Here is a 24818-nt window from a genome sequence, read left to right on the forward strand (position 1 = left end):
GCTCCTTAGCGAATAACTTTTTTAATTACCGCTAGTAGCTGATCGGGATTAAATGGTTTAACAATCCAGCCTGTTGCCCCAGCAGCTTTACCTTCTACTTTTTTTTCTAAACCCGACTCAGTTGTAAGCATCAGTAATGGTGTAAATTTATAACTAGGCAAAGTACGCAGCTCTCGTATTAATGTAATTCCATCCATTATTGGCATGTTTACATCTGAGATCACGGCATCAAAGTCTTGCTGCTTGGCAATAGCGAGAGCCTCACTGCCATCTTTAGCTTCGGTTACATCAAACCCTGCGGTTTTTAATGTAAAGCTCACCATTTGACGCATCGATGCTGAGTCATCAACCGCTAAAATTCTTTTCATATATACCCCTAACTTTTACTTTCGGTTGTTAAGTATTGGCTTAAGCCAAGTTTATTGATTGTATGTGTTAAGGCCTCGCTACTGCCTACCCAAATGATTTTGTGCTGTATGGTAAGTAGGTGTTTTTGTAAGGCGCATAAAAGTTGAATTGAGGCAGTATCAGCAGAAATTACATCGTTAATATCAAGACAGATATCATCGTTGCTATTGAGTTCGTGCAGTAAATCTTGATGTAGTGTTTCAACTTGCGTAATAGCAAGTTCGCTCGGAAGTTTTAGCATTTTGTAGGTGCATTCCCTGTCAATTCAATTCATAACAAAAGCTTAGCCCTAGTTATTAAAATTGCCATAAAATGCTTAATTAAATTTAAATCGTCGTTAAAAAACAAAAAAAGGAGCCTAAAGCTCCTTTCAAATTGGTAAAAAGTAAAAACTAGTTTTTGTAGTAATCGGCTATTTTTTTAAACTCTTGCGTTAAAATCGTCGCGTTAATTAATGGCACACTACCTTGTTTAAATTCTGGTTTAAAAATAGCTCTAACGGCTCCATTTTGATCAACCATAGCGACCGAAGCACTATGATCAACTGCATATTCTGATTCACTACTATCGCTAATCGCGTAAATTAAACCAAGCTCTCTAACAACAGGAAAAAGGTGTTTATGTTCCCCTGATACAGCTAAAAAGTCAGGATTAAAGTAATCTATATATTGCTTTCGTTTAGCTGGTGTATCGCGTTTTGGATCAACCGATAAAAACCAAATTTGTAGCGGATAATCTGCCTGTAAGTTTTTATAAACAGCATTTAACTTAGCTAGTGTTAATGGACAAATATCTGGGCAGCTTGTGTAGCCTAAAAATACTAAATTCCACTGTCCTAAAAATTGTTGCTTAGTCACTAATTCGCCGCGCTGATCGTTTAACGTAAAATCAGACAGTGGCTTTGCATTTTCGTAAACTAATGCATCTACATCTGGCGGACTATTTTCGTTTGAACATGCCGATAAAAACAAAACTAAAATAACAATTAATCCAAGCCATAACTGCTTCATAAAGGGAGCCATTTATCTATAAATAAGATTACAAAGAGTACCATTAAATGAATAATCGAAAAACGAAATAAGTCCATTGCAGTCTCATCATTTCCAGCAATTTTTAATTTGACGGCTTTATATATAAACACTGCATTTAATACACACGCACCTATTAAATATATTAATCCAGACATACCGATTAAATAAGGTAATACGCAAACAACAGCGAGTAAAACAGAGTAGGCAACGACGCACGTTTTACAAAAGTCGATTCCATGGGTTACTGGTAACATAGGGATTTTAGCGCGTTCGTAATCACTTTTTCGTGCTATAGCCAGCGCCCAAAAGTGTGGCGGAGTCCAGGTAAATATTATCATTACAAGTAACCAAGGGGCTGCTGCCATTTGGTTTGTTTCTGACACCCAACCTAATAATGGAGGCATTGCGCCAGCCAACCCACCTATAACAATATTTTGCGGTGTAGCACGCTTTAAAAATGATGTATAAACAAATGCATAACCTACCAATGCAAATAACGTTAATATAGCGGTTAAGGTATTAGCCCACACCATCAACATAATAAAACCAGCAACCCCAATAACAGCTGCAAAGCTAAGCGCATGTGTTTTACTTAAGCGCCCTTTAGCCACAGGACGATGACGAGTCCTTGCCATTTTTGAGTCTATCTCACTATCAACCACATGATTAATAACCGCTGCAGCAGCAGAAAGTAGTCCTATACCTAACAAGCTAATAAACTGTACAGCCATACCTCGCCCTACATCAGGAGCCAGCGCTAAACCAACCCAAGCTGTTAGTACCAGCATGGCTACCACTTTAAATTTACTAATTGCTAAGTAGTCTTGCAGCAAATTATGAGTACGCGAAATTAGCGATTGAGTATTAACGGGTAGCAGTATTTTTTTATCAATTATAAGTGCCATTATATTTCCCCTTTATGTGCGTGATTTTAGGTAATAACACAACCTAACCATGCTTAATAATAGTATGGCAGCCATCAAGTTATGCGCCAGTGCAACTCCCAACGGAATATGCCAATGTACTAAAATAAGCCCTAAGCTAATTTGGCAAAGCAGGGTAAGTAATACGCTCACCACGCAATTTTTAATTTTTTTAGAGTACGCTTGGCTGTATATTTTCCACATAATTAGCGCCAGGACGATGCAAGTAACCAGTGCCCAAATACGGTGTAATAAATGAATAGACATACGCGCTTGCTGCGATAACACACCAAATTCATAATTACTGTGCTCAAGTGGTAATTGAAATACGCTACTCAATGAAAACGGTTGTGCGTAATTACACAATGGCAAACCACTACAATGAGGAGCGGCGTAATTTGCAGCCAACCAACCACCAAGTGCAATTTGGATAATCAATACACTGAGCGCTACTAAACTTAAACCAAAATAGCGTTTTGCGCCGCTATCACCACCCATAATAGGTTTTGCGGTTAGCCGTAAATATAAAAGCGTTATAAGTGACAAAATACTAAAGCCCCCTAATAAGTGGCCCATTACAATAAGCGGCTGAAGGTTCATGGTTACTGTCCACATACCAAGGGCTGCCTGAAACACCACTAGTAGAAGTAAAGCCAAAGGCAATTTAACTGGCGTAGTTGGATATTGGCGTTTTAAAAAAGCCAACACAAATAAACCTAAAATAAGTAAGCCTAAAGCACCTGCAAAATAGCGATGAATCATTTCTTTCCACGCTTTTGCGGTTTCGAACATCATATCGGGGTAGCTTTGAGTTGCTAAGGCTATGTCAGCCTCATGCTTAGGTACCGTTAAAAAGCCATAACAACCAGGCCAATCGGGGCACCCTAAACCTGCATCACTTAAGCGGGTGTACGCACCTAAAGCAACTACAATCAAAGCGAGTAATCCTGTTATTAATACTAATTTTTTATAATTTTTATACATCAGATACTCCAACTTAAGCTCAACTTAATTAGCTAGAACGAGAATAGTTAAGTAATTTTTTTAGATCTTTTAATAACCCTTTTTGTACTAAACGGTTTTCTTGTGGCTCGACCTTAAAGGGATATTCAAGTACCACTAACCCCATATGATCAATTAAATATAAACTTGCAGGGTTTAAACTCTGTTGTTCGGTAATAATTTTCCATGGTAGATTTTTATTGTCGGGGCTTCCCATTACAGCCATATCAACCTTGCCTTGGTTTTTACCAAGTGCCACATATAAGTTATTAAGTGCATTGAGCTGTTCGCTGCATGGGGTGTTACATTCGTTTGAATAATTAAGTGCGATAGTCCATTGTTTGGGATTATTTTGCGGCCAATTTTTAAGTTTTATTTCTTGGCTTAAAAACTCACCATTATTAGTAATTGCAGTAGGCAACCAATCAAACTTTAAAGCGCCATATGCCAAAACCAATGGGATTGCGCAGCAGCCCACAAACAACAAAAGGGGATTATTTCTCATTATGTGTCCTTTTTTTACTCGCAAAAATAGCCACAACAGCACATGCAACAGCAATTAAAAACCATTGCACAGCGTAGGCATTATGCTTTTGAGGGCTCATAACAACGGCCTCATAATGAGGTGTTGCAATCTCATCACCAGTACCTTGTCTGTAAGCCATAAAATTAATTAATGATTGCTGGCTTTGGGTGCTCAGCATATTCAAGTCGATAGATTGGATTCTTGTAGGTAAGTCGTTATTTGTAGTTTTATCTTCAAGCGTAAAGCTACTTAAGTTATTTTCTTTTATTTGCGCTTTAAGAATAAAAACACCTGTAGGCAGAGCAACCTTTGGCAGTGTATCTCTAGATATAGGCGCTTTTACCCATCCTAAATTAACTAAAATCACTTCTTCTTCGCTATCTGGCTTTAGTAAAGCAAGTAGGTCGTACCCTACTTGTCCGTTATAAACTTGATTATCTAAAAGCCAATATTGGTTTTGTACAAACCGCCCTTTTAACTCAACCAATACACCAGTTTTGTTCCAGCTATCAGGCAAGTTAAGTAATTGAGACCAGCTCATCACACCACGAGTCTGTTGCTTAGCTATGGCGGTTAGTTGTTGCTGCTTTTGCTCACCTCGCTCCAACTGCCAAAACCCTAATCGCACACACACAAGTACAACAACCACAACCATACAAAGTGTGATTAGTGAGCTAAGCTTTTGTTTGTGCCATAAAACTAACTGCATAAAGGGTCAACTCAGTGATTATTAAAATTATTATCGTACTGTTGTTAATATTTATACTTTTTAACTTATTTAGAGCATTGTTTATTATGGTGTCAGGGAAAACAGGGGGACGACCTATGTCTCACTTTTTAGGTCGTCGCGTATTGTTTTCGGTCGTTGTTTTAGTTGTTGTTATTGCAGCGCTTAAACTTGGTTTTATTAAAGCAAATAATTCGCCAATAAACGCTACAGCACATATACAAATACAAACAAACACAGCCACACCACATCAACAAAGTGCCAATACCAAGCAGCTGCTTGAAAAGCAAAGTGCTTATCTTTAGTAAAGTGCCCTTTTAATATCCGTAAAAATATTACAAATAAAAGTACGGTTCCTAGCGTTACATGCATGCCATGAAAACCAGTCAATAAAAAGAACGTATTACCGTAAATACCCGCATCTAGCGTTAGATTAAGGTCATTATATGCATGCATGTACTCCTCAACTTGCAGCCCTAAAAAGCAAACACCCAATAAAATAGTAGCGCCTAAAAAAACCTTAAGTGGAGTACGTTTATTGTTTTCCATCGCTACGTGGGCAAAATGTAAAGTAACTGAGGAGGTAAGCAGTATTAAGGTATTTATAAGTGGTAAGCCTTGCCAGCCCATAGCCTGAGTAGTTTCGCCAGCAGGTGTTGAAACTAGCGGCCAAACAGCTTCAAAAGTTGGCCATAAAACCTCGTTAGTCATTGCATTATTGCCTGCACCTCCAAGCCAAGGTACCGACAATACCCGTGCATAAAAAAGCGCACCAAAAAAGGCCATAAAAAACATAACTTCAGAAAAAATAAACCAGCTCATACCTTGTCTAAAAGAGCGATCCATTTGTGCTGAGTACAAACCTTGGTCCGATTCACTAATTACATTTTTAAACCAGCTAAACAACATATACACAAGCACAGCAATACCGGCATAAAGCAGATAAACCCCGCTACCACCTTCTTTACCTACACTCATAACAGTCAAGCCTGCCCCTACTGCAATAAAAAACAATGCAACAGCACCTACAATAGGCCACGGGCTTTGCTCTGGTACGTAATAATGCTCATATTCTTGATTCATTTTATTTACTCCTAGTTTCACACTAGTTTAAAAAGCTAGTTATTACTTGCCACCAGCTGTTCACTAATATCAAATACGGTATAAGATAAAGTTAATTCTTCAATGTCGCTTGGCAATGCGGTATCAACATAAAAAAGTAATTTAAATTCAAGCTCTTCCCCTGCTTTTAGAGGTTGCTGATCAAAGCAAAAACAAGCTATTTTATGTAAATACTTTGCCGCTTTACCTGGCGAGACTGATGGTACAGCCTGCATTACTTTATCCAGATTGCTATTATTTTTAGCACTAAACATTACTTCACGCATTGCACCGGGTTTTACCACTACACTGTATTCTTTTGATTTAACTTCAAACGGTGCACCACTTTGTGCGTGAGTAGTAAAGCTAACGCCAACTTCTCGGTTTTGTACTATTTGTGTACTTTGCTCTGCTTGCTCAAGCGAAGGCTTCCCATTAAGCCCTGTTACATCACAAAACACGTCATACAAAGGTACTAAAGCAAAGGCAAAGGCAAACATGCCTATGCAAATAAGTACCAAACGTTTGAGTAGCGGTGCGTGTGTCATTACTTAATAACCGGCGGCGTAGAAAAAGTATGATATGGCGCTGGAGAGTCAACTTCCCACTCAAGGCCTTCTGCCCCTTCCCATACTTTTGCAGGCACTTTATCACCGCCACGCGCGCATTTAATTACCACAGCTACAAACAACAATTGCGATAAACCAAAGGCAAACCCACCAATACTTATGATTGCATTAAAGTCGGCAAATTGAAGAGCGTAATCGGGAATCCGACGCGGCATACCGGCAAGCCCTACAAAATGCATAGGAAAAAACAGTACGTTCACGCTCACCAGTGATAGCCAAAAATGCCATTTAGCCAATGTGATATTAAACATATTGCCCGTCCACTTGGGCAGCCAGTAATAGGCCCCCGCCATTATCGAAAATACAGCCCCTGTTACTAATACATAATGAAAGTGCGCCACTACAAAATAAGTATCGTGATATTGAAAGTCAGCAGGTGTAATTGCCAGCATCAATCCCGAAAAACCACCTAAGGTAAACAGCACAATAAACGCAATACTAAAAAGCATTGGCACTTCAAAAGTTATTGAGCCTTTCCACATTGTGGCAACCCAATTAAATACTTTTACTCCTGTAGGTACCGATATAAGCATGGTCGCGTACATAAAAAACAACTCGCCAGCGACCGGCATCCCAGTGGTAAACATATGATGCGCCCAAACAATAAAGCTAAGTAGCGCAATTGAGGATGTGGCGTAGACCATTGATGCATAACCAAAAAGTTTTTTACGAGAAAAGGTAGGCACTATGGTCGATATAATGCCAAAGGCAGGAAGAATCATTATGTATACTTCAGGGTGACCAAAAAACCAAAAAATGTGTTGGAACATCACCGGGTCGCCACCGCCTGCGGCATCAAAAAAGCTGGTCGCAAAATACTTATCGGTAAGTACCATAGTGACAGCCCCTGCAAGCACTGGCATTACCGCTATTAATAAAAAGGCAGTAATTAACCACGTCCATACAAATAAGGGCAACTTCATCCATGTCATGCCGGGGGCACGTAAGTTCACTATGGTTACAATCACATTGATTGCGCCCATTATCGAGCTAATTCCCATAATATGTACGGCAAATACAAACAATGCAGTATTATCATTACTGTATGTTGTGGACAGTGGTGCATAAAAAGTCCAACCAAATGCAGGACCCCCACCAGGCATAAATAACGATGCCAATAGGATTAAAAACGCAAACGGTAAAATCCAAAAGCTCCAGTTATTCATTCTTGGCAATGCCATATCTGGCGCGCCAATCATGAGTGGTATCATCCAGTTAGCAAGGCCTGTAAAGGCGGGCATAACCGCACCAAACACCATAATTAAACCATGCACTGTGGTCATTTGATTAAAAAAGTGAGGATCGACCAACTGTAAACCTGGTTGAAATAATTCAGCCCTGATCACCATGGCCATTGCGCCACCAATTAAGAACATGGTCAGCGAAAAAATTAAATATAAACTACCTATATCTTTATGATTAGTTGTGTAAAGCCAGCGTTTAAAACCTTTAGCTGGGTGATGAGCATGATGAGCTTCATTGGCGTTAGGTTGTTCTACTATGCTACTCATTAGTTCGCCTCCACTTTGGCATCAAGTGCTGTCTGTATTTGACTCGGTTGAATAACATCACCCGTATCATTACCCCACGCATTACGTTTATAAGTAATAACCGCAGCTAATTGCTTTATAGATAACTGCTTGGCAAAAGCTTGCATTGCCGTACCGGGTCGTCCATGGATAACTACATCAATGTGATCTTTTATATCGCCAAGCACTATCGGGCTGCCTTTAAGTGCAGGAAATACGCCCGGTAACCCCATGCCAGTAGGTTGATGACATGCAGCACAATTAGCCATATATACTTGTTCGCCTAAAGTCATTAATTCTTCTTTTGGGAGGGTTTTATCAAGTAATGCGGCATCTGCTAATGCTGCTTTTTGTTTAGCCTGCTTTGCATCTGCAAGCCATGTTTTAAAATCAGCTTCAGATTTAGCGACCACCACAACGGGCATAAAGCCATGGTCTTTACCACACAACTCAGCACATTGGCCTCGGTAAGTACCTTCTTCGTTTATGTTCGTCCATGTTTCATTTATAAAGCCGGGGTTCGCATCTTTTTTAACTGCAAAATCAGGTACCCACCAAGAGTGAATAACATCATCAGAAGTCATTAAAAATCTTACTTTTTGATTTATTGGCAGTACAAGAGGCTTATCAACCTCAAGTAAGTAGTTAGGGTTTTTATCTGCAAGATTCGCTATTTCATCTTGCGGGGTAGATAAAATAGAGTAGAACTCTACATCTTCGCCCATATATTCATAATGCCATTTCCATTGCGAACCCGTAATTTTAATAGTGAGATCAGCTTTGCTGGCATCTTCCATTGCAATAAGGGTTTTAGTGGCTGGTACTGCCATAGCAATTAAAATAACAAACGGAATTGCAGTCCAAAGTATTTCTACTTTAGTGCTTTCGTGAAATTGGGCAGGTACAGCCCCTTTAGATTTACGGTGATGAATAAGTGCCCAAAACATAATTGCGAACACTATCACCCCAATCACACAACATATTATAAATATGGTCATGTGCAGCTGATATACATTATTGCTTATATCGGTTACGCCTTTGCGCATATTGTATTGGCTGTTAGCCAAAACTGGGTGCGAAAAAACACATAATATAAGCCACAAGGTAGAGGTCAGTTTACCCATGTGACGGCTCCTTTGATGCTATTGCGAATGCAAAGCGAAGAGGCATACGGCTTAAACGCCAATTCGTTATTTTTATTTTTTTAGCCAATCTCATTTAATATTGATTGGTTTTGCTGCGCCAACAACGGGTTTGTGTATATTGTGTGTTCTCAAAACTAAAAAGCTGTGAGTTATTATTAGCTCAGCACATTAACAATTAGCTAAAAAACGAACAACAAGCAAGTTTTAGTATAAAAAACAATCAGGTGATATTGAATAATTAATAAAAAATCGGTAATCAACTGGGCGACAGGAAGTTCAAAATATGAGCAAAACAAAGGGGTTTAACGCATTCAGAGGGGGAAAATATAAGTGCAAAAAAGTTTACAGCTTAAATAGTCAGTGGGCTGTTTACGCCCTATTTTTAGTACAAATTTTAAAACAAAAATGCGTACTAATTAGTACGCATTTATAAAACTGCTTGTTTAAAAGCTATTTTTAAAGTCACATCCAATCAGCGTTTCTTATAACGCCAACGGCTAAGCCTTCAATATTAAAAGACTCATTCTCAAGATCTACTTCAATAGAGTCAAAATCGTCGTTTTCAGCATGAAGTAATACTTTACGACCCGCTTTCTCAAGACGTTTTACAGTTACGTCTTCGTCTAGGCGGGCAACAACAACTTGTCCGTTTTCAGCGGTTTGAGTACGATGTACAGCAAGTAAATCACCATCCATAATACCAATATCTTTCATGCTCATACCGTTAACGCGTAGTAAAAAATCTGCAGCCGGTTTAAACATTAATGGATCGATTTTGCAGTGACTTTCAACGTGCTCTTGCGCCAAAATAGGTGAACCAGCAGCAACACGCCCTATAAGCGGTAAACCTAATTGTTCTGGCTCATCTTCTTCAATTAATTGAATACCACGGCTTGCACCTGGTTTCATTTTAATTGCGCCTTTTTTAGCAAGTGCTTTTAAATGTTCTTCAGCAGCATTGGCACTTTTAAAACCTAATGTTTGCGCTATTTCAGCACGTGTAGGAGGCATACCAGTGTCTTTAATAAAAACTTTAATTAGTTCGAGTATTTGAGCTTGGCGGTTCGTTAATGGTCGCATACAACTGGTTTTCCATACAGTACATTTAACTGTGAGTATATACAGTTAAATAAAAATCGCAAATTTAAATTAAGCCTTAAAATAGCTAAAGTAATTTCACTTGTGTACATTTCAAGGATATAACTAAAGCTAAGTTTATAAATGATTAAAAATGCAAAGGAGACATTATGAGTATTTGGTACCAGCCCATCACCTTAGAGCTGTGCAAGCAGTTAGAGCAAGGCGTTAATGGCCAAGGAACATTAATGAAAACTATGGGGATAGAAGTCACAGAAATTGGCGATGATTATTTGGTTGCCACAATGCCGGCAATTCCTGAGCATCATAACCCAATGGGCATGGTTCACGGCGGTGCTAACGTTGTACTTGCCGAAACAGTTGCCAGCTATGCCGCTAACTTTGTTGTCGATTTTACTAAATTTTACTGTGTAGGGCAGGAAATTAGCGCAAGTCATTTAAAAGCATCTCGCAACGGCACTTTAACAGCAACGGCAAGAGCGTTTCATATTGGCAAACGTAGTTCAGTATGGGAAATAAAAATTACAAATAGCCGCAATGAGCTGTGCTGCGTATCAAAAATGACCGCAGCAGTCGTAGAGCGAAGATAGTTACTTTTCGATTGGGTAAATGGTAATTTCCATACCCGCACCAATCGCAGATATACGCAATAATGTATCTGCATCTAAGGCTTGATTAAAGCACTTAGGAGAAGTTCCTGATTCAAAACCAATATCAAACGTTCTACGTGAACAGCTTAACCATTGCTTTAGTGCGTTACGCGAACACGATTCAATAAGCTCACATATATGGTTTATGGCTTTATCAGGTGTGCTCACCTCACCTGTAGCTTCAATACGCGCTAGTTGACGGTATTCGTCTTTGTCATAATGTAAAATCGTCGCGACTTTTTTCAAGTCCGCCACTAGCAAACTAATATCTTGCTTTGATTCAAGCTCAAGATCTACATTTAAAAATTGAATTTCCGACATCGTTTCGTATTTACCCTCTAATAATTTCATTGCAAACTTTAACGCAGTTTTACCGTTATACCAAATCAACTATGCTCTATTAACCACTTTATATGGATATTTCGCAGCTTTTAAGTATTTTTTAGCATTTAAAGCTAGCTGGATATCAAACATCCAGCTCAATTAAACAGATAAGTCATGTTAGGAATTTAAGTGTAATCTTTTTTATTTTTAAATGATTACAGTAAGCTATAGTACAAACTGCGACAAAATGTCGCAGTAACTTATCCCATTAATGTAATAAACTAGCCTCTAAAAATAATAAGACTAAAACATGAATAAAAAAATATTTAAACATGCTCGCAAGTTACATAAATGGTTAGGTTATTTATTAGCACTACAAATTTTAGCATGGTTACTAGGTGGTTTAATTATGAGTGCAATCCCTCTTGATAAAGTTCATGGGGAGCATCTTGCAACACGTACTCTTAATAACCCATTTACGCAGGCTGATTATGTTGCCTCCCTTGACGATATTGCCTCTCAGGTGGTTAATCCAACACAAATAATTTTTGAGAACTTCTTAACTACACCACTTATTACTGTCTTTAGTAATAACGAGCAGCAAAGCTTCAATGGCATAACAGGCCGACCATTTGAACCGCCAACTAAAATACAAATTACCGCAAATGCTAAAGCACACTTACTTATTGACGCTCAAGTAACAAGCGTTGTACTACTAAAGCAAGGTACGCGGGAAGTCGGATATAAAACCAATGTTTGGCAGGTCCAATTTGACGACACTTTTAACACAACACTGTACTTGTCAGAAAATAACGGCAAAGTTGTCACCGTTCGCAGCACGCTATGGCGAATATTCGACTTTTTTTGGATGTTACATATTATGGATTACGATGAGCGAGAGAATTTTAATAATCCACTGCTTATTAGCTTTTCAGCAACCAGTGTACTTTTTTGTTTAAGTGGAATATTACTACTTATACAAAATATACGACTAAAACGATTTATCCGAATTAAAAATAAGAATAAATCAAAGTAGTCATATTGGTTTTTGAGAGCTAGCGCCCACTTATCAAAGAGTAAATAAGCCTAGGGCTTATTTTATTCCAAGTGCTTAAATCGACTCAAATGTCGCTTTAACATTTCGTTTTCGAAAATCAACTCATCACGCTCATCCAGCAATTGTAAAACTAAAGCTATTGCCGACCAATCTAACGAAAAGTCATGTTGGATACGGGCCGCTTTTTTAACTAAGGTCACTGCAGATACCGTAAATTGCCACTGCGTAACATGCTCCCCCTCAATTGGAACCGCAATATTATGCTCAACTAGCTCATATAAAATTGCTTCGCTAATATCACTACTCAAACATAGCTCTTTACTAGTAAGTAAATCGTCCTTTTGTGTCACGATAATTTGCATTATGGCTTGCTCCAGTTATTACGGGGATTAAAGTGAGCTTTTTCGGCTAATTCTTCCCAAAGTTTTTTACTGGTATCATCAACAGATGTTGGATTAACAATTTTAAGCACAGCAAATAAGTCACCTTTAGCTTTTTTACTCATTAATCCCTTACCTTTAATACGCAAGCGTTGACCAGACTGACTATTAGAAGGAATAGTTAATTGGATATTACCTGTCAACGTAGGTAAATTTAGCTTTGTACCAAGAGCCGCTTCCCATGGTGCAAGAGGGACAACTATATTTAGGTTATGACCCTCAACATCAAATAATGGGTGAGGCACTAAACTAATTTGTAAATACAAGTCGCCATTTTGCCCATTCGCTGACCCTAATCCGCCTTGCCCTTTTAGTCGAATTCGTTCGCCATTTACTGAGCCTGCAGGAATTTTCACTTTAAGTGATTTTTTAATTTCAGTGACACGGCCACTGCTGTCTCGCTGCGGTAACATAAACTCAACAGGCTTCACGGTATCAACTAAAGTCTCTTCAAGAAAAATTGGGAACTCTATTTCCACATCTTGTCCTTTTTGCGCGCGAGCGGCGTTACTTCTGCTCTGCCCGGAACGATCGAATCCACCAGCTCCGCCAAACATTGAATTAATAAAGTCAGAAAACTCTTGGTCGGTTTGAGGATCGCTTTGCTGATAATTACTTTGCGAAGAGGCATTGTTACCACCATAATGGCCTTGCTGTTGACGAGCACGATTTTGTTGGTGACGACGTAACTCGTCGTATTTAGTGCGTTCTTCTTTGTTATGGATGACTTCGTAAGCTTCTGCTATTTCTTTAAACTTATCTTCTGCTTGAGGCTCTTTGCTTACATCTGGGTGATATTTTCTGGCTAACTTTTTATAAGCTACTTTAACCGCTTTATCATCTGCATCAGGCGATATTCCAAGCACTGCATAATAATCAACAAATTTCATTTGCAATCCAAATCCTCATATTGAGTAAGCTTTAAGCATACTCCTTAACGGGTAACCTAGTGTGGTTAAAATACGATAAATAGTGAGAAATAAATGAATAGTGAAAATAACTTTGAGTAAAAAATTAATCAGGCACTTTTTATTAATATAAGCGTAGGCCTTAAGTTAACTTTATCTTTTATCTTCAAGGCTTTAAACTGCCTATTCCTGTAGTTCACATTTGTGATGGATATGACTCGATTTATTCTGGCCTTATTGGCTTGTTGTGTGTGCGTTTCGGTATCAGCCGAACAATTTACCCGTTTTTCAACGGCTAAAAGACATTTAATTAAAACCCTACCTGACAACGCCAAAAGCATTTACTGCGGCTGTGATATTAAAAAAGAAGGCAAAAAACTCGTTCCTGATCCGTCTAACTGTGGTTACATTCCTCGAAATACACTTACCCGCTCAGGCAAAGTAAATGTGCGAGCACTACGCATTGAGTGGGAACATATTGTTCCGGCGTGGGAATTTGGTCATCAGCTACAATGTTGGCAAGATGGCGGACGTAAAAACTGCCGTAAAGTAAGTGCTAAATTTAGAAAAATGGAAGCTGATATAAATAACTTAGCGCCAGCTATTGGCGAAATTAATGCCGATCGCTCTAATTATCGTTTTGGCATGCTTAGCGAAAACGCCACACAGTATGGTCGCTGCGAAGTAAAAGTAAACTTTAAGCAACGTGTAGTTGAACCGCCTGTCTATGCACGTAAACGTATAGCCGACACTTACGCTTACATGCAGAAAACATACGGTTTAAAAATCTCTGATAAACAGCAAAAGTTATTTAATGCGTGGAAAAAGCAAGCATTCGCAGATACAAGTAGTGCGAGCAAGCTCTAAGCTTTAACACTCATTTACATAAATCAAAGTTATAAATGTTGAATAAACGAGCGAGTGTTGTAATATTTTAAACAACTTATTTACAAAAAAAGCCCTTACCTATGTTTAAAAATAATAAAACCTCGCTTGCCATTTTCACTGCATTTGCGGGCTTTGCTTTGACCGGTTGTGGCGGCGGCGGTAGCGGTATCGACTCAGCCCCTGTAGTTACAACACCTGTTAGTAGCAGTCCAACATGGACTGCGGGTGTATTTGAACCCTCTAACGATTTAAAAAACTTTTGCGAAACCCCGCGTACGGGTAATGATCCCTTTAATAACAACGAGCCTTACCCAGATCAAGCCGGTTCTGCCCTTTACGAAAAACTCTGGCTTCGCTCTTGGAGCGACGAAACCTACCTTTGGTATGATGAGATTGCCGATAACGATCCTGAAAGCTTTGCCACAGTAGCCGATTATTTTGCCCAATTAAAAACAGAGCAGCTTACCGACTCAGGTGCAAAAAAAGATAACTTTCATTTTTCAGAACCTACTGAAGATTACTTCCAAGAAGCGCAATCGGGCGTTACTTCTGGTTACGGTATAAATTGGGCGTTTATTGGCGATACAGCCGACCGTATTTTACGCGTCGCTTATCTTGAAGATGATTCACCTGCAAGCCAAATAGGCTTTCAACGTGGTGATACTGTACTTTCAGTTGACGGTGTTAGCATTAATACCAATACACTGTCGGGTGTAGATACGCTTAACGAAGGTTTATTTAGTCCTACTAACGGCGACTCACATACTATTGTTGTACGCAGTAACGATGGTGCCGAAAAAACATTTAATGTAACCGCTGGCAATATTGAACAAACACCAGTTCAAAATGTTAAAACGATTACAACCGCAAATGGTTCAAGCGTGGGTTACATGCAATTTAATAGCCATATAAGCATTGCCCAAGAAGGGCTTATTGATGCAGTAAATAAGTTTAAAACCGATGGTATTGATGAGCTTGTAATCGACTTTAGATATAACGGTGGTGGTTTATTAGCACTGTCGGCACAATTGGCTTATATGGTTGCCGGTAATGCCAACGTTAACAACCGCTTTTATTATCAAACTCAACAAAACGATAAACAACCCGTTGATTCACCTTTTCCATTTATTGATGAAGAAATAGATTACTCTACTTTTTTTAGCACAGGTGAAAACCTACCTGATTTAAACCTATCAAAGGTTTATGTATTAAGCACATCAGGCACCTGTTCGGCATCAGAAGCTTTTATTAATGGTTTAAAAGGTATAGACGCAGAAGTTATTTTAATTGGCGACACAACCTGCGGTAAGCCCTATGGCTTTACCCCAACTCATAACTGCGCAACAACCTATTACACTATTCAGTTTAGTGGCGTAAATAGCAAAGGATTTGGCGAATACGCTGCGGGTTTTACACCAACCCCTACTCCACAATTTGATGCTGATGTTCAAGGTTGTGAAATTGAGGACGACTTTGATCATCAGTTAGGCGACAGTGACGAGGCCGTTTTAGCCACCGCATTATTTCATGTTGAAAATGGCAGCTGTCCAGTTAGAACGGCTGCTGCAAAAGCAGAACCAGCTAATTTTTCAAGCTCTCGTGAATCTCTCATTCCTTTAAATATGCAGGTACAATTTACCAAGCGTAATATGGACTTAACTTGGCCAACGCTGGGTGAGGAAAGGTAATGGCTAAATTATTACTCCCATTAGCCACCTTGCTCGCTTTAGGCGGATGCCAAAGTGTAGATAGTGAGCCTGCTAAACCCGCTATATTAACGAGCGTTAATCCCAGCGTTATTACAACACTACAACAGGCAATTCAACAAGCTAAGGGAGGCACATTAGTAACACTTGCCGATTCGGTATTTACTAAACGTAGCGAACTGCTAATTGATCATGCAATGAGTAAAGGGTCTGATGGCAGAGTAATTATGGGCGCGCATAATATAAAATCTGAGAAGTTTATTTTGCAACTACGTAATAACCAATGCGAGCTTTACTATCCTAAAAAAGAGCTTACTACAGTACTTGAAGGTGTTACCTGTAAAGAGTTATAAGGCACTTTATTAATGTTTATAAATTAATAAAAAAGGCGCGCAGCATATCGCTGCGCGCCTTTTTCTATTTTAAAGCGTTATTACAAGTCTTGATGCGGACCAAACACTTCATAATGAATCTGCTCGTTTTTAACACCTAACTCAAGTAACTGGTTTTTTATAAATGCCATAAAACCGGCAGGACCACATAAGTAAAAGTCACCATTACTCAATGGTAGCTGTGCTTGTACTGCGTTTAGGTTCATTAACCCAGTAAAGTCAGCGCCCTCTGTCGCTTGGTTAAACCACGTCATTGTTTGTAAGCGGTTATAAACTGCATTTAACTCATTTAAATATTTTGAAAACGAATGCTGCTGAGTATTTTCGCAGGCATGTAAATACATAATCTCTTGATTAGAGTTGTCACTTAATAACGTTTCAAGCATAGCCAGCATTGGCGTTTGCCCAACACCTGCTGAAATGAGAACCACTGGACTTGTGATATTGCGTAAAAAGAAGTCTCCTGCTGGCGGGTACAACTCAACAATAGTGCCTTGCTCTAATGAGTGTAAATAATTAGACACCATGCCAGGCTTTGGCTGTAGCTCTTTTTTAACACTAATACGGTAGTTTTTAGCGTTACTTTTTTGTGAAATAGAATACTGGCGAATTTCTTCATATTCAGCGCCCTCTGGCTTAACTTTAATACCTAAATACTGCCCTGGTTTATGTGTAATAACAGCTTCGCCATCAACTGGCGTAAGTGTAAAACTCGTTACTAGTTCTGATTCGGCCTGTTTGTTGGTTATTTCAAATTGGCGAGTTCCCGCCCAACCACCGTGTTTATTTTTACTGTGCTCATACAAAGCAGCTTCTTCGGTTATACAAATATCAGCAAGTACGCCGTAAGCTTCGCGCCAAGCGTATTCAACATCGGGAGTAAATTGCTCAGGAAGAAGCTCTTTAAGCGTACCAATTAAGTGTGCACCTACAATAGGGTAATGCTCAGGTAAAATATTCAAGCTGGTATGCTTATGATTAATACGTGTTAGCGCTTCTTTTAATACGGCTAAATTATCAATATTTTGTGCATACGCAGCCAATGCATTAAAAAGTGCAAATTGCTGACGACCTGTATCTTGATTCGCCATATTAAAAATATTTTTAAGCTCAGGATTATGGCTAAATAAACGCTTATAAAAATGATCGGTAACAACCGTACCCGCCTGCGCTAATAACGGAACTGTGCTTTTTACAATCTCAATGGTTTTATCAGATAACATATGTATTTCCTATGGATGAACTAACCACGACGCCCATCAACGCGACGCCGCGTTAATATAGGTGTGCAGTGAATTAAAAATAATGAAAAAGCTACTAACCACAGCAAAGCACTTATTTGCCAAGCAAGGTGAGGCCTAATAATAAAAGGGAGTAATGAACGAGTAATAGCGGCTACTAACACAAGTGCAAAAGCAACAGCCATGTAATGAGGAATAGCGAGTGTACGCCCTGTATGACCATGCGATACACGCGTCATCATTGCTAAAATCATCATACCTATTGTGCCAATAGTGATTAAGTGCAGCGCATCTTTAAATTGTATTGCACTGCTATAAAAGCTAAATGCAACCATCATTAACCCTACGCCTAACGCTAAGTAGGAAAAATGTAAAGACCATAACAACGGCACTCTCAATACCTTGCTATCCCACCAAAAACCAGCCCTGACCAGGTGAAGCGCAGCAACAGTTGCAACAACTAACGCAGGATTAATCGTGTTCAAAAACAACTTGTTGATGAAAAATAAAGTGATAGCCAAAATAGATAAATACATAACAGCTTTATCTATTTTAGGAGTGCGAACTTGTGCGGTTAAACCTAGACCTTTAGCGGTAAAAAATGGTAGAACGCGACCCGCAACAATGCCAACTAGTAAAGTAATTACCAGTACTGCGGTATCAACCACACCAAGTGCAAGCTGCATGTTTTGTTTTAAAACAAGTATTAAATACAATACATTGAGCCCACAAAGCACAGCTAAAATAGCTAAAAACGGATAGTTACTTTTGCTATTGGCTTTTAATAACATATTAGCCAGTACTGCTATGGCGCCTAGCCACCAAATAACTTGTAATGTAAGTGCAGCATATAAATTAAAATGAGCAATATCAGGCAATATCACAAAAAAGGCTAAGCGCGCTGCAAGCCATATAAACGTGAGCCACATAAGGGCTTTGCCACTTATGCTCGGCACGCCTGTCCACGTTTGTGCTGCGGTAAGTAAAAAGCCAACAGCTACAACTCCTGCAAAGCCAAACAGCATTTCGTGCGCGTGCCATAATGTCGCAGGTATCGATAAGTGCCAACTTGCATGGCCTGTTAAAATAAGTAGCCAATACCCCACTGACAAAAATGCCAATAAGCCACCGCCTAAAAAGAAAGGCCTAAAAGCTAGCATCCATAACGGCCATTGAGATACTTGATGAATAGCAACGCGTGCTGGCATTGGCTCTGTTAAGTTTATAGGGCGCATTATTTTATTTCCTGCCCTACACCATACTGAGCAAAAAAGTATTCAGCGCACGCTAGTGCCTCATGCAGTGAACTAAACTGTGTTTGATTATTTAAATTATTCAGCATTAGTGTGTTCATGGCGATCTCTGTAACTAACTACGTTACTTAGCTATTACACATACTGTGCCAACAAGTTTAATTAGTTAAATTCAACAAGTTAAATTAAATCACTTTACAGTGTGAGTCTTTATGACCTACTATAAATTAACTCATAAAAACACAAATAGGTCATTTTGACGTGAACCAGCAATTCAACCTTACACAAGTTGCTCTAGAGCTTGCTCAAAGTACACTACACGAGCATAGCTTTGATCAATTACTAGCAACGGTTAAACGGGTTATTCCTAGTGATGCAAGTGCGTTATTAGTGCTTCAGGGCGAACAATTAAAACCCCTGGCAATTAAAGGATTAATGCCCGACAGTTTAGGCAGACGATTTAAAATAGTAGAACACCCTCGCCTAGAAGCTATTTGCAAAAGCACACTCGCGCTTCAATTTGCGCACGACTGCCCACTACCCGATCCATACGACGGATTGCTATTAGCTAAAACCGGCGACATACCGGTACATGCATGTTTAGGTTTACCTCTTTATGATAAAAACGCGCTACTTGGCGTACTTACGTTTGATAGCCTTAACGCCAATGCATTTAACAGCATAAGCGCTGATATACTCAATACCTTACAAACGCTGTGTAGCGCGCACTTTAAAACGGCCTTAGAACTTGCCCATTACAAACAGCATGCACAGCACTCAAGTGCATTAGTACAAGAACTAAATCGTGAAGCATTAACACGGGACGGCGGTGAAATTATTGGCCAAAGTCCGCTAATGCAAACACTTAAAAACGACATTAAACTCGTTGCAGCATCTAACTTTAGCGTGCTTATATTAGGTGAAACAGGGGTAGGGAAAGAGCTTGTTGCGCGTAATATTCACTTAAATTCAGCTCGCAAAGATCAACCGCTTATTCACTTAAATTGCGCCTCACTTCCCGAAAGCCTTGCTGAAAGTGAATTTTTTGGTCATGCGAAAGGGGCTTTTACAGGCGCACAAAATTCGCGCCAAGGTAAATTTCAATTAGCTGATGGCGGCACGTTATTTTTAGATGAAATTGGCGAACTGCCCCTGGCCATGCAAAGTAAACTATTACGAGTGCTACAAAGTGGCGAAATACAAACGGTAGGAGAAGACACGCCAAAGTACGTAGATGTACGCGTCGTTGCTGCAACCAACAGAAATTTAAAAGAAGAAGTAGCTCAAGGTCGCTTTAGAGCCGATTTATACCATCGCCTCAGTGTCTACCCTATTACTGTGCCACCACTTAGTAAACGCGAGCACGACATAACACTCTTAGCTGGTTATTTTATTGAGCAAACAGCCCGTAAATTAGGGATAAAACAATTAAAACTAAGCCCCGAAGCGCAAGCATTGCTTAATCAGTACAACTGGCCAGGTAACGTTCGCGAGCTTGAACATGTCATTAGCCGAAGTGCGCTAAAAGCGAAACAAAGCCAATGGAAAAATCCAATAATAACCATTACAAGCGAGCACTGTGATTTAACACCTAGTGCACAGCCAAACTCTATTGTTGCAACTCAAAGCACAACCAATACCCTAATCAACCAACCTCTAAAGCAAGCTGTAGAATCTTTGCAATACAATGTAATTACCGAGCAATTAAAGCAGCATAATTACAATTGGTCAGCAGCAGCAAGAGTGCTCGAATTAGATAGAGCTAACTTGGTACGCTTGGCTAAACGCCTAGGGATAGAAGTAAAAAAAACACTATAAACATTTAAAACACGGCTAAAATGCTGCTAAAACTATTGGTTAGCAGTTAACTTACTAAAATGTGTTTTTAATAACTCGGCAAAAGCTTGCACTTTAGCAGTACGATGCACTAAGTGATGCGTGACTAACCATACATCGGTAGGCCAGTGTAGCTCATTGTGTAATATCGGTACTAAATCAGCATACTGCGCCGCCACATCATGTTGTAATCCGCCTATGCCTAAACCTTTAATGATTGCACGAGTCGCTTCTGCGGTTTCAGATACTCGCAGCTTAATTTGCGATGCAGGAATATGTTCATCAGCCCATGCAAAATAAGGCACGCGGGCATTAAAACCTGCCACGCCCGATACAAAGTTATGTTGTTGTAAATCAATTAATAATTTAGGCATACCGTATTTATTAATGTAACGTTTATTAGCGTATAAACCCGATGAAAGCTGCGCCAAATGCTGAGCAATATAATCGCCTTCATCAGGTCTTGGGCCTGCACGCACTGCAATATGTGCTTGTCCGTGATCGAGCCTTAGCCTTTTTTGTTCTAAAATAACCTCAAGCTGCACTTGTGGATGTAGCGCCTGAAATTGCTCACATACATCACCAAGGACATCCATGAAGCCACTTACCGTCGTTAGCAACAAACTACCTCTAAGGGTGCTATCGGCCGCTACTATATCGTTATGTAACTGCTCTAAGGAGCTATGGATTGTTTGTGCTGTTGCAAATAACTTGGTGCCAATTTCAGTAACCTTGTAGCCACGAGCATGGCGATGAAAAAGCCGTGCATTTAAGTTTTTTTCAAGATTATTAATTCGCCTAAGCACTGTGCTGTGGTGCACATTAAGCTCCTCGGCCGCTGCTGTTAGCGTGCCTAACCGTGCTACTTCGAACGCAACTTTAACGTCTTGCCAATCTTCAAATTTTATCGCCATGCTGCCTACCTTTTACTTATGTGCATATACGCACACAAGTGTTGCGTTTATTAGGGTTTTCTACAAGTGAAATTTTGCTACATTAGTCATGTAACTTAAAACATTAAAAGGCCACTACCATGTCAGCACCAAAAATTATCGCCCTAGCTGGAAGCCTTCGCCAAGAAAGCTTTAATCAAAAAATTATTAATGAGGCAGCACGTTTTGCTCTACAAACAGGTGCTGAAGTAGAAGTAATAAAACTAAACGAATTAAACATCCCACTATTTAACGAAGATATTGAAGCGCAAGGTACACCAAGCGATGTACAGCTTTTAAAAGATAAGCTACGTACAGCCGACGGTATTTTACTAGCAAGCCCAGAGTACAACGGCTCTATTACCGCAGCACTAAAAAATGCGATTGATTGGGCATCGCGTACAGAGCAAGGTGCTGTTCCTGCTTTTCGTAATAAAGTGGTTGCTTTGTTTGCAGCATCGCCTGGTGGGCTTGGCGGCTTACGCGGTTTAAATCATGTGCGTGATATATTAAGCGGCATTGGATCGTTAGTACTTGCCGATCAACTTGCAGTACCCGCTGTGCACACATTGTTTAATGAAAATGGGCAAATAAATGAACCTGTAACGGCTGAAAAAGTATCAGCCCTCGCTCATCAGTTAGTAAGCGTTGCAAGTAAGTTAAAATAACTTGCACGCACGCCTACTTACTTTGTCGCTGCTATTTTGGCGGCGATAAAGTCGGTATGCGTTACATATAAAAGCCCTGCTACTTTACGTATAACGTAGTCTTCTTGGGGATCTATTTCTCCATCGGCATACGCTAAGCGCCATAATAACTCTATTATTTCTATTCGCTGTGCCGCGCTGCAATGCTCATTAATCTGTTTTGAAAACTGAAAGTAATCTATCGAATCATCTAAGCTACTTGCCGCGTTATTAGTAAGCTCATTAACCTCAATATCTGTTAAATTAAAATACTTTTTTAAGGTTACAGTCAGGGTTCGTTGTTCATCATGTTCAAGCTTGGTATCTGCACGCATAACTTCAATTAATAATGCAGCAACAGCTGTTTTTAAATCGTGCTCTTGCATACTTGGCTGCTGTTCATCGAATACAGCAAAAAGTTGTTTTATTTGTTTGAACATCACACTTTCCCTTTTTGGGTGTTAGACTAATACGTAAAGAAATCGACCTTATTACTCTTATTAATGGGTATAAAGTTCGCAAATTAAAGGATACATTTTATGAAAGGAATAAACACACCACGCTTATTTATAGGCGCTACGCTGGTGGCCCTTTCGAGTGCAAATACTGCACTTGCTGAAAAAGCCGAAACCGAGAAGCTCTACGACTTTGATAACAAAGTACATTACTACCAAACACAAATTGGCGAAGACAATTATAAAATAGAAATCCAGTCAGACGATTACAAACACTTTACCAATCAAAGTGTATTTTTATTGCGCCATGCTGACCGTCTATGCCGCGGCAATACCTTTATGTTGAAAGTACTTGAAGGCGTGCAAGAGTACGAGCGCTTTCCAACAAAACCACGCGCTTACCAACCAGATTTAAGTGTTTTACTCCAATGCGAAACTAAAAAAGATACAAGTAAGGGTAAGTAACCTTAGTCTTTATAACCCCAAGGTGCTGATGGTGGAGTAATCGGTTTAGTTAAATCAAAATCCACCTTAAACTCACGTCCTTGGCGAATTAATCGATAAGTAAATACTTCTGGGTAAATATACATTTGCCATGTATTACCTACAGACTGCGCAAGACCTTGTTTTACAAATAACTCTTTAGAGTATTGGTCTGCTGGAAACGACTGTATCTGCGCAGACCCTGCATCAAGCGTATGGCCACCATACATAGTTGATGCGTCGTCTGTTCCATCTTTATGACGATGATCGTGCTTTAAACTCAAGCCGCTACCCGTTTTAGTTATGATCCACGTACGTGATGCATCGTCTCCCACATGAAACGGTACTTGTAACTCAGTCTCACTACATTTACGTACATGCATAACCAGTTTTTTATCTGTAAATGAGCTTGGGCCTTTCGCGTTATCTACTGCTACTTCACCTTCAAAAGCTTTACCGCAATGCGCTGCAATACTATTAAAAAAGGCATCATGAGTAGGAATAGACACTAGCGGTGCAGGGCGTGCAAAAGCTGTCGATGAAGCAAGTAATAAAGTTGCTGCAGTTAATAATTTCATTTGTTTCTCGTTATAGTTATTTTAAAACACCTGTAATAGTACAGTTTTCTTAAGTACTTTATTAGAAGTATCTATATAAAACTGAGAACAGGACAACTAGATAAAATTTTAAGTAATGCTTAACGACTAAATATCTCTGCTCTCATTAACAATCCTACTTTTATAAATATTAATTGCACACTCCTAGATGTGATTTTAACGTCGGGAGTCGCTACGCTCGCCCGACCTACGTAATGGGTGTTGCTGTGAGTGGATATTAATTGCGCACATTTTACTTTTCTGCAGACGTAAAAAAGCCCGACTATTTCTAGTCGGGCTTTCTACAATGTGAAGTCTGGTAGTGTTGTAGTGCCCACAGCGGTGGAGAGTCACATAGCAAATGCTACTGGATTGGCCCACTGAGATATTGAGGGATTTTGCTGTGATTTTAACGTCGGGAGTCGCTGTGCTCGCCCGACCTACGTGATGGGTGTTGCTGTGAGTGTGTATTAATTGCGCACATTTCACTTTTCTGCAGACGTAAAAAAGCCCGACTCTTTCGAATCGGGCTCTCTACAATTTGAAGCCTGGTAATGTCCTACTTTCACATAGCAAATGCTACACTATCATCGGCGCTGTTTCGTTTCACTACTGAGTTCGGCATGGAATCAGGTGGGTCCAAAACGCTATTGTCACCAAGCAAATTTGGGCGTTAATTCGTATTTCTACGCACTAACTGAATTTGGAAAATATCTGATAATATTTTTTAAGTCTTTCTAAGTAATTTCTACTTTAGTTATATTAACTTCTGTCTAAACTGTCGCATAAAACGCGTTTGGCGTTGTATGGTTAAGCCTCACGGGTAATTAGTACAAGTTAGCTTAATGGCTC

29 protein-coding genes and 1 rRNA gene are annotated in these 24818 nt (G+C 39.6%); 9 read left to right on the top strand and 21 right to left on the bottom strand.

Annotated elements, in window-relative coordinates:
- Positions 1–5 precede the first annotated feature (5 nt).
- The 7 genes from I6E69_RS15500 to I6E69_RS15530 all read right to left on the bottom strand — a co-directional run bounded on the left by I6E69_RS15500 (position 6) and on the right by I6E69_RS15530 (position 4599).
- A complete protein-coding gene (locus I6E69_RS15500; protein WP_002959593.1) occupies positions 6–368 on the bottom strand; it encodes a response regulator in 363 nt (120 codons plus the stop codon).
- A gap of 8 nt (positions 369–376) precedes the next feature.
- Complete coding sequence (locus I6E69_RS15505) at positions 377–649, bottom strand: STAS domain-containing protein (protein ID WP_002959595.1); 273 nt, start codon at positions 647–649, stop codon at positions 377–379.
- A gap of 151 nt (positions 650–800) precedes the next feature.
- Entirely contained in the window at positions 801–1418 is a 618-nt protein-coding gene (locus tag I6E69_RS15510) for an SCO family protein (RefSeq protein WP_193225493.1), read from the bottom strand.
- Positions 1415–2344 carry a heme o synthase gene (gene cyoE, locus I6E69_RS15515; protein ID WP_138489788.1) on the bottom strand — a complete coding sequence of 310 codons (930 nt, stop codon included), beginning with the start codon at positions 2342–2344 and terminating at the stop codon, positions 1415–1417. The genes I6E69_RS15510 and cyoE overlap by 4 nt, the downstream gene beginning before the upstream one ends.
- 12 nt (positions 2345–2356) lie before the next feature.
- Positions 2357–3346 (bottom strand): heme A synthase, encoded by a 990-nt coding sequence (locus I6E69_RS15520; protein ID WP_138489789.1) that lies wholly within the window; start codon positions 3344–3346, stop codon positions 2357–2359.
- A gap of 28 nt (positions 3347–3374) precedes the next feature.
- A complete protein-coding gene (locus I6E69_RS15525; RefSeq protein ID WP_197121609.1) occupies positions 3375–3869 on the bottom strand; it encodes a transmembrane cytochrome oxidase associated protein in 495 nt (164 codons plus the stop codon).
- Positions 3859–4599 carry an SURF1 family protein gene (locus tag I6E69_RS15530; protein WP_197121610.1) on the bottom strand — a complete coding sequence of 247 codons (741 nt, stop codon included), beginning with the start codon at positions 4597–4599 and terminating at the stop codon, positions 3859–3861. Before I6E69_RS15530 ends, I6E69_RS15525 begins: the two co-directional genes overlap by 11 nt.
- Before the next feature lie 14 nt (positions 4600–4613).
- Here I6E69_RS15530 and I6E69_RS20800 point away from each other — a divergent pair, with 14 nt between their 5' ends.
- On the top strand, positions 4614–4922 hold the full coding sequence (locus I6E69_RS20800) for a DUF2909 family protein (RefSeq protein WP_076915320.1): 309 nt from the start codon (positions 4614–4616) through the stop codon (positions 4920–4922).
- Here I6E69_RS20800 and I6E69_RS15540 read toward each other — a convergent pair.
- From I6E69_RS15540 to lexA, 5 genes are all read right to left on the bottom strand, one after another.
- Entirely contained in the window at positions 4825–5700 is an 876-nt protein-coding gene (locus I6E69_RS15540) for a cytochrome c oxidase subunit 3 (protein WP_002959610.1), read from the bottom strand. The two genes, I6E69_RS20800 and I6E69_RS15540, sit on opposite strands and share 98 nt — an antisense overlap.
- Before the next feature lie 35 nt (positions 5701–5735).
- Positions 5736–6266, bottom strand: a complete 531-nt coding sequence (locus I6E69_RS15545; protein ID WP_002959612.1) for a cytochrome c oxidase assembly protein — start codon at positions 6264–6266, stop codon at positions 5736–5738.
- Positions 6266–7858 carry a cytochrome c oxidase subunit I gene (ctaD, locus tag I6E69_RS15550; RefSeq protein WP_002959615.1) on the bottom strand — a complete coding sequence of 531 codons (1593 nt, stop codon included), beginning with the start codon at positions 7856–7858 and terminating at the stop codon, positions 6266–6268. The genes I6E69_RS15545 and ctaD overlap by 1 nt, the downstream gene beginning before the upstream one ends.
- A complete protein-coding gene (coxB, locus tag I6E69_RS15555) occupies positions 7858–9000 on the bottom strand; it encodes a cytochrome c oxidase subunit II (protein WP_039489140.1) in 1143 nt (380 codons plus the stop codon). The genes ctaD and coxB overlap by 1 nt, the downstream gene beginning before the upstream one ends.
- A gap of 483 nt (positions 9001–9483) precedes the next feature.
- Complete coding sequence (gene lexA, locus I6E69_RS15560; RefSeq protein WP_002959618.1) at positions 9484–10101, bottom strand: transcriptional repressor LexA; 618 nt, start codon at positions 10099–10101, stop codon at positions 9484–9486.
- Between the two features lie 167 nt (positions 10102–10268).
- Between lexA and I6E69_RS15565 the strand changes: the two genes are divergently transcribed.
- The gene (locus tag I6E69_RS15565) at positions 10269–10709 is read left to right on the top strand and encodes a PaaI family thioesterase (RefSeq protein WP_002959621.1); all 441 of its coding nucleotides are present in this window, start codon (positions 10269–10271) and stop codon (positions 10707–10709) included.
- Here I6E69_RS15565 and I6E69_RS15570 read toward each other — a convergent pair whose 3' ends face one another.
- Positions 10710–11090, bottom strand: a complete 381-nt coding sequence (locus I6E69_RS15570) for a hypothetical protein (RefSeq protein ID WP_024595094.1) — start codon at positions 11088–11090, stop codon at positions 10710–10712.
- A gap of 313 nt (positions 11091–11403) precedes the next feature.
- On the opposite strand from I6E69_RS15570, the gene I6E69_RS15575 reads away from it, so the two are divergent.
- A complete protein-coding gene (locus I6E69_RS15575; protein ID WP_197121611.1) occupies positions 11404–12129 on the top strand; it encodes a hypothetical protein in 726 nt (241 codons plus the stop codon).
- Between the two features lie 62 nt (positions 12130–12191).
- Here I6E69_RS15575 and I6E69_RS15580 read toward each other — a convergent pair whose 3' ends face one another.
- Together I6E69_RS15580 and I6E69_RS15585 are read right to left on the bottom strand one after the other, a co-directional pair.
- Positions 12192–12512: a chaperone modulator CbpM gene (locus tag I6E69_RS15580; protein ID WP_002959626.1), complete on the bottom strand. Its 321-nt coding sequence runs from the start codon at positions 12510–12512 to the stop codon at positions 12192–12194.
- Positions 12512–13480, bottom strand: coding sequence for a DnaJ C-terminal domain-containing protein (locus tag I6E69_RS15585; RefSeq protein ID WP_138489795.1), 969 nt, complete (start codon positions 13478–13480; stop codon positions 12512–12514). Before I6E69_RS15585 ends, I6E69_RS15580 begins: the two co-directional genes overlap by 1 nt.
- 231 nt (positions 13481–13711) lie before the next feature.
- Between I6E69_RS15585 and I6E69_RS15590 the strand changes: the two genes are divergently transcribed.
- The 3 genes from I6E69_RS15590 to I6E69_RS15600 all read left to right on the top strand — a co-directional run bounded on the left by I6E69_RS15590 (position 13712) and on the right by I6E69_RS15600 (position 16445).
- Positions 13712–14365 (top strand): endonuclease, encoded by a 654-nt coding sequence (locus I6E69_RS15590; RefSeq protein ID WP_197119876.1) that lies wholly within the window; start codon positions 13712–13714, stop codon positions 14363–14365.
- Positions 14366–14466: 101 nt separating this feature from the next.
- A complete protein-coding gene (locus I6E69_RS15595) occupies positions 14467–16074 on the top strand; it encodes a S41 family peptidase (RefSeq protein ID WP_197121612.1) in 1608 nt (535 codons plus the stop codon).
- Positions 16074–16445, top strand: coding sequence for a hypothetical protein (locus tag I6E69_RS15600; RefSeq protein WP_002959634.1), 372 nt, complete (start codon positions 16074–16076; stop codon positions 16443–16445). Before I6E69_RS15595 ends, I6E69_RS15600 begins: the two co-directional genes overlap by 1 nt.
- 80 nt (positions 16446–16525) lie before the next feature.
- Here the strand turns inward: I6E69_RS15600 and hmpA are convergent, their stop codons facing one another.
- Together hmpA and I6E69_RS15610 are read right to left on the bottom strand one after the other, a co-directional pair.
- Positions 16526–17707, bottom strand: coding sequence for an NO-inducible flavohemoprotein (hmpA, locus tag I6E69_RS15605; protein WP_197121613.1), 1182 nt, complete (start codon positions 17705–17707; stop codon positions 16526–16528).
- A gap of 20 nt (positions 17708–17727) precedes the next feature.
- On the bottom strand, positions 17728–18960 hold the full coding sequence (locus I6E69_RS15610; protein ID WP_197121614.1) for an NnrS family protein: 1233 nt from the start codon (positions 18958–18960) through the stop codon (positions 17728–17730).
- Positions 18961–19239: 279 nt separating this feature from the next.
- Between I6E69_RS15610 and norR the strand changes: the two genes are divergently transcribed.
- Positions 19240–20796, top strand: coding sequence for a nitric oxide reductase transcriptional regulator NorR (gene norR, locus I6E69_RS15615; protein ID WP_197121615.1), 1557 nt, complete (start codon positions 19240–19242; stop codon positions 20794–20796).
- A 32-nt stretch (positions 20797–20828) separates the two neighbouring features.
- Here the strand turns inward: norR and I6E69_RS15620 are convergent, their stop codons facing one another.
- On the bottom strand, positions 20829–21728 hold the full coding sequence (locus I6E69_RS15620) for a LysR family transcriptional regulator (protein ID WP_197121616.1): 900 nt from the start codon (positions 21726–21728) through the stop codon (positions 20829–20831).
- A gap of 119 nt (positions 21729–21847) precedes the next feature.
- On the opposite strand from I6E69_RS15620, the gene I6E69_RS15625 reads away from it, so the two are divergent.
- A complete protein-coding gene (locus tag I6E69_RS15625) occupies positions 21848–22414 on the top strand; it encodes an NADPH-dependent FMN reductase (protein WP_024605004.1) in 567 nt (188 codons plus the stop codon).
- A 17-nt stretch (positions 22415–22431) separates the two neighbouring features.
- On the opposite strand, the gene I6E69_RS15630 is transcribed toward I6E69_RS15625, so the two are convergent.
- Positions 22432–22872: a TerB family tellurite resistance protein gene (locus tag I6E69_RS15630; protein ID WP_039489160.1), complete on the bottom strand. Its 441-nt coding sequence runs from the start codon at positions 22870–22872 to the stop codon at positions 22432–22434.
- A gap of 99 nt (positions 22873–22971) precedes the next feature.
- On the opposite strand from I6E69_RS15630, the gene I6E69_RS15635 reads away from it, so the two are divergent.
- The gene (locus I6E69_RS15635; RefSeq protein WP_197121617.1) at positions 22972–23352 is read left to right on the top strand and encodes a hypothetical protein; all 381 of its coding nucleotides are present in this window, start codon (positions 22972–22974) and stop codon (positions 23350–23352) included.
- 2 nt (positions 23353–23354) lie between these two features.
- On the opposite strand, the gene I6E69_RS15640 is transcribed toward I6E69_RS15635, so the two are convergent.
- Together I6E69_RS15640 and rrf are read right to left on the bottom strand one after the other, a co-directional pair.
- Positions 23355–23948 (bottom strand): hypothetical protein, encoded by a 594-nt coding sequence (locus I6E69_RS15640; protein ID WP_138489801.1) that lies wholly within the window; start codon positions 23946–23948, stop codon positions 23355–23357.
- 564 nt (positions 23949–24512) lie between these two features.
- Positions 24513–24627: ribosomal RNA gene (gene rrf / locus I6E69_RS15645) — 5S ribosomal RNA — on the bottom strand.
- Positions 24628–24818 lie beyond the last annotated feature (191 nt).

Source organism: Pseudoalteromonas sp. NZS100 (assembly GCF_015864815.1).
GTDB lineage: Bacteria > Pseudomonadota > Gammaproteobacteria > Enterobacterales > Alteromonadaceae > Pseudoalteromonas > Pseudoalteromonas distincta.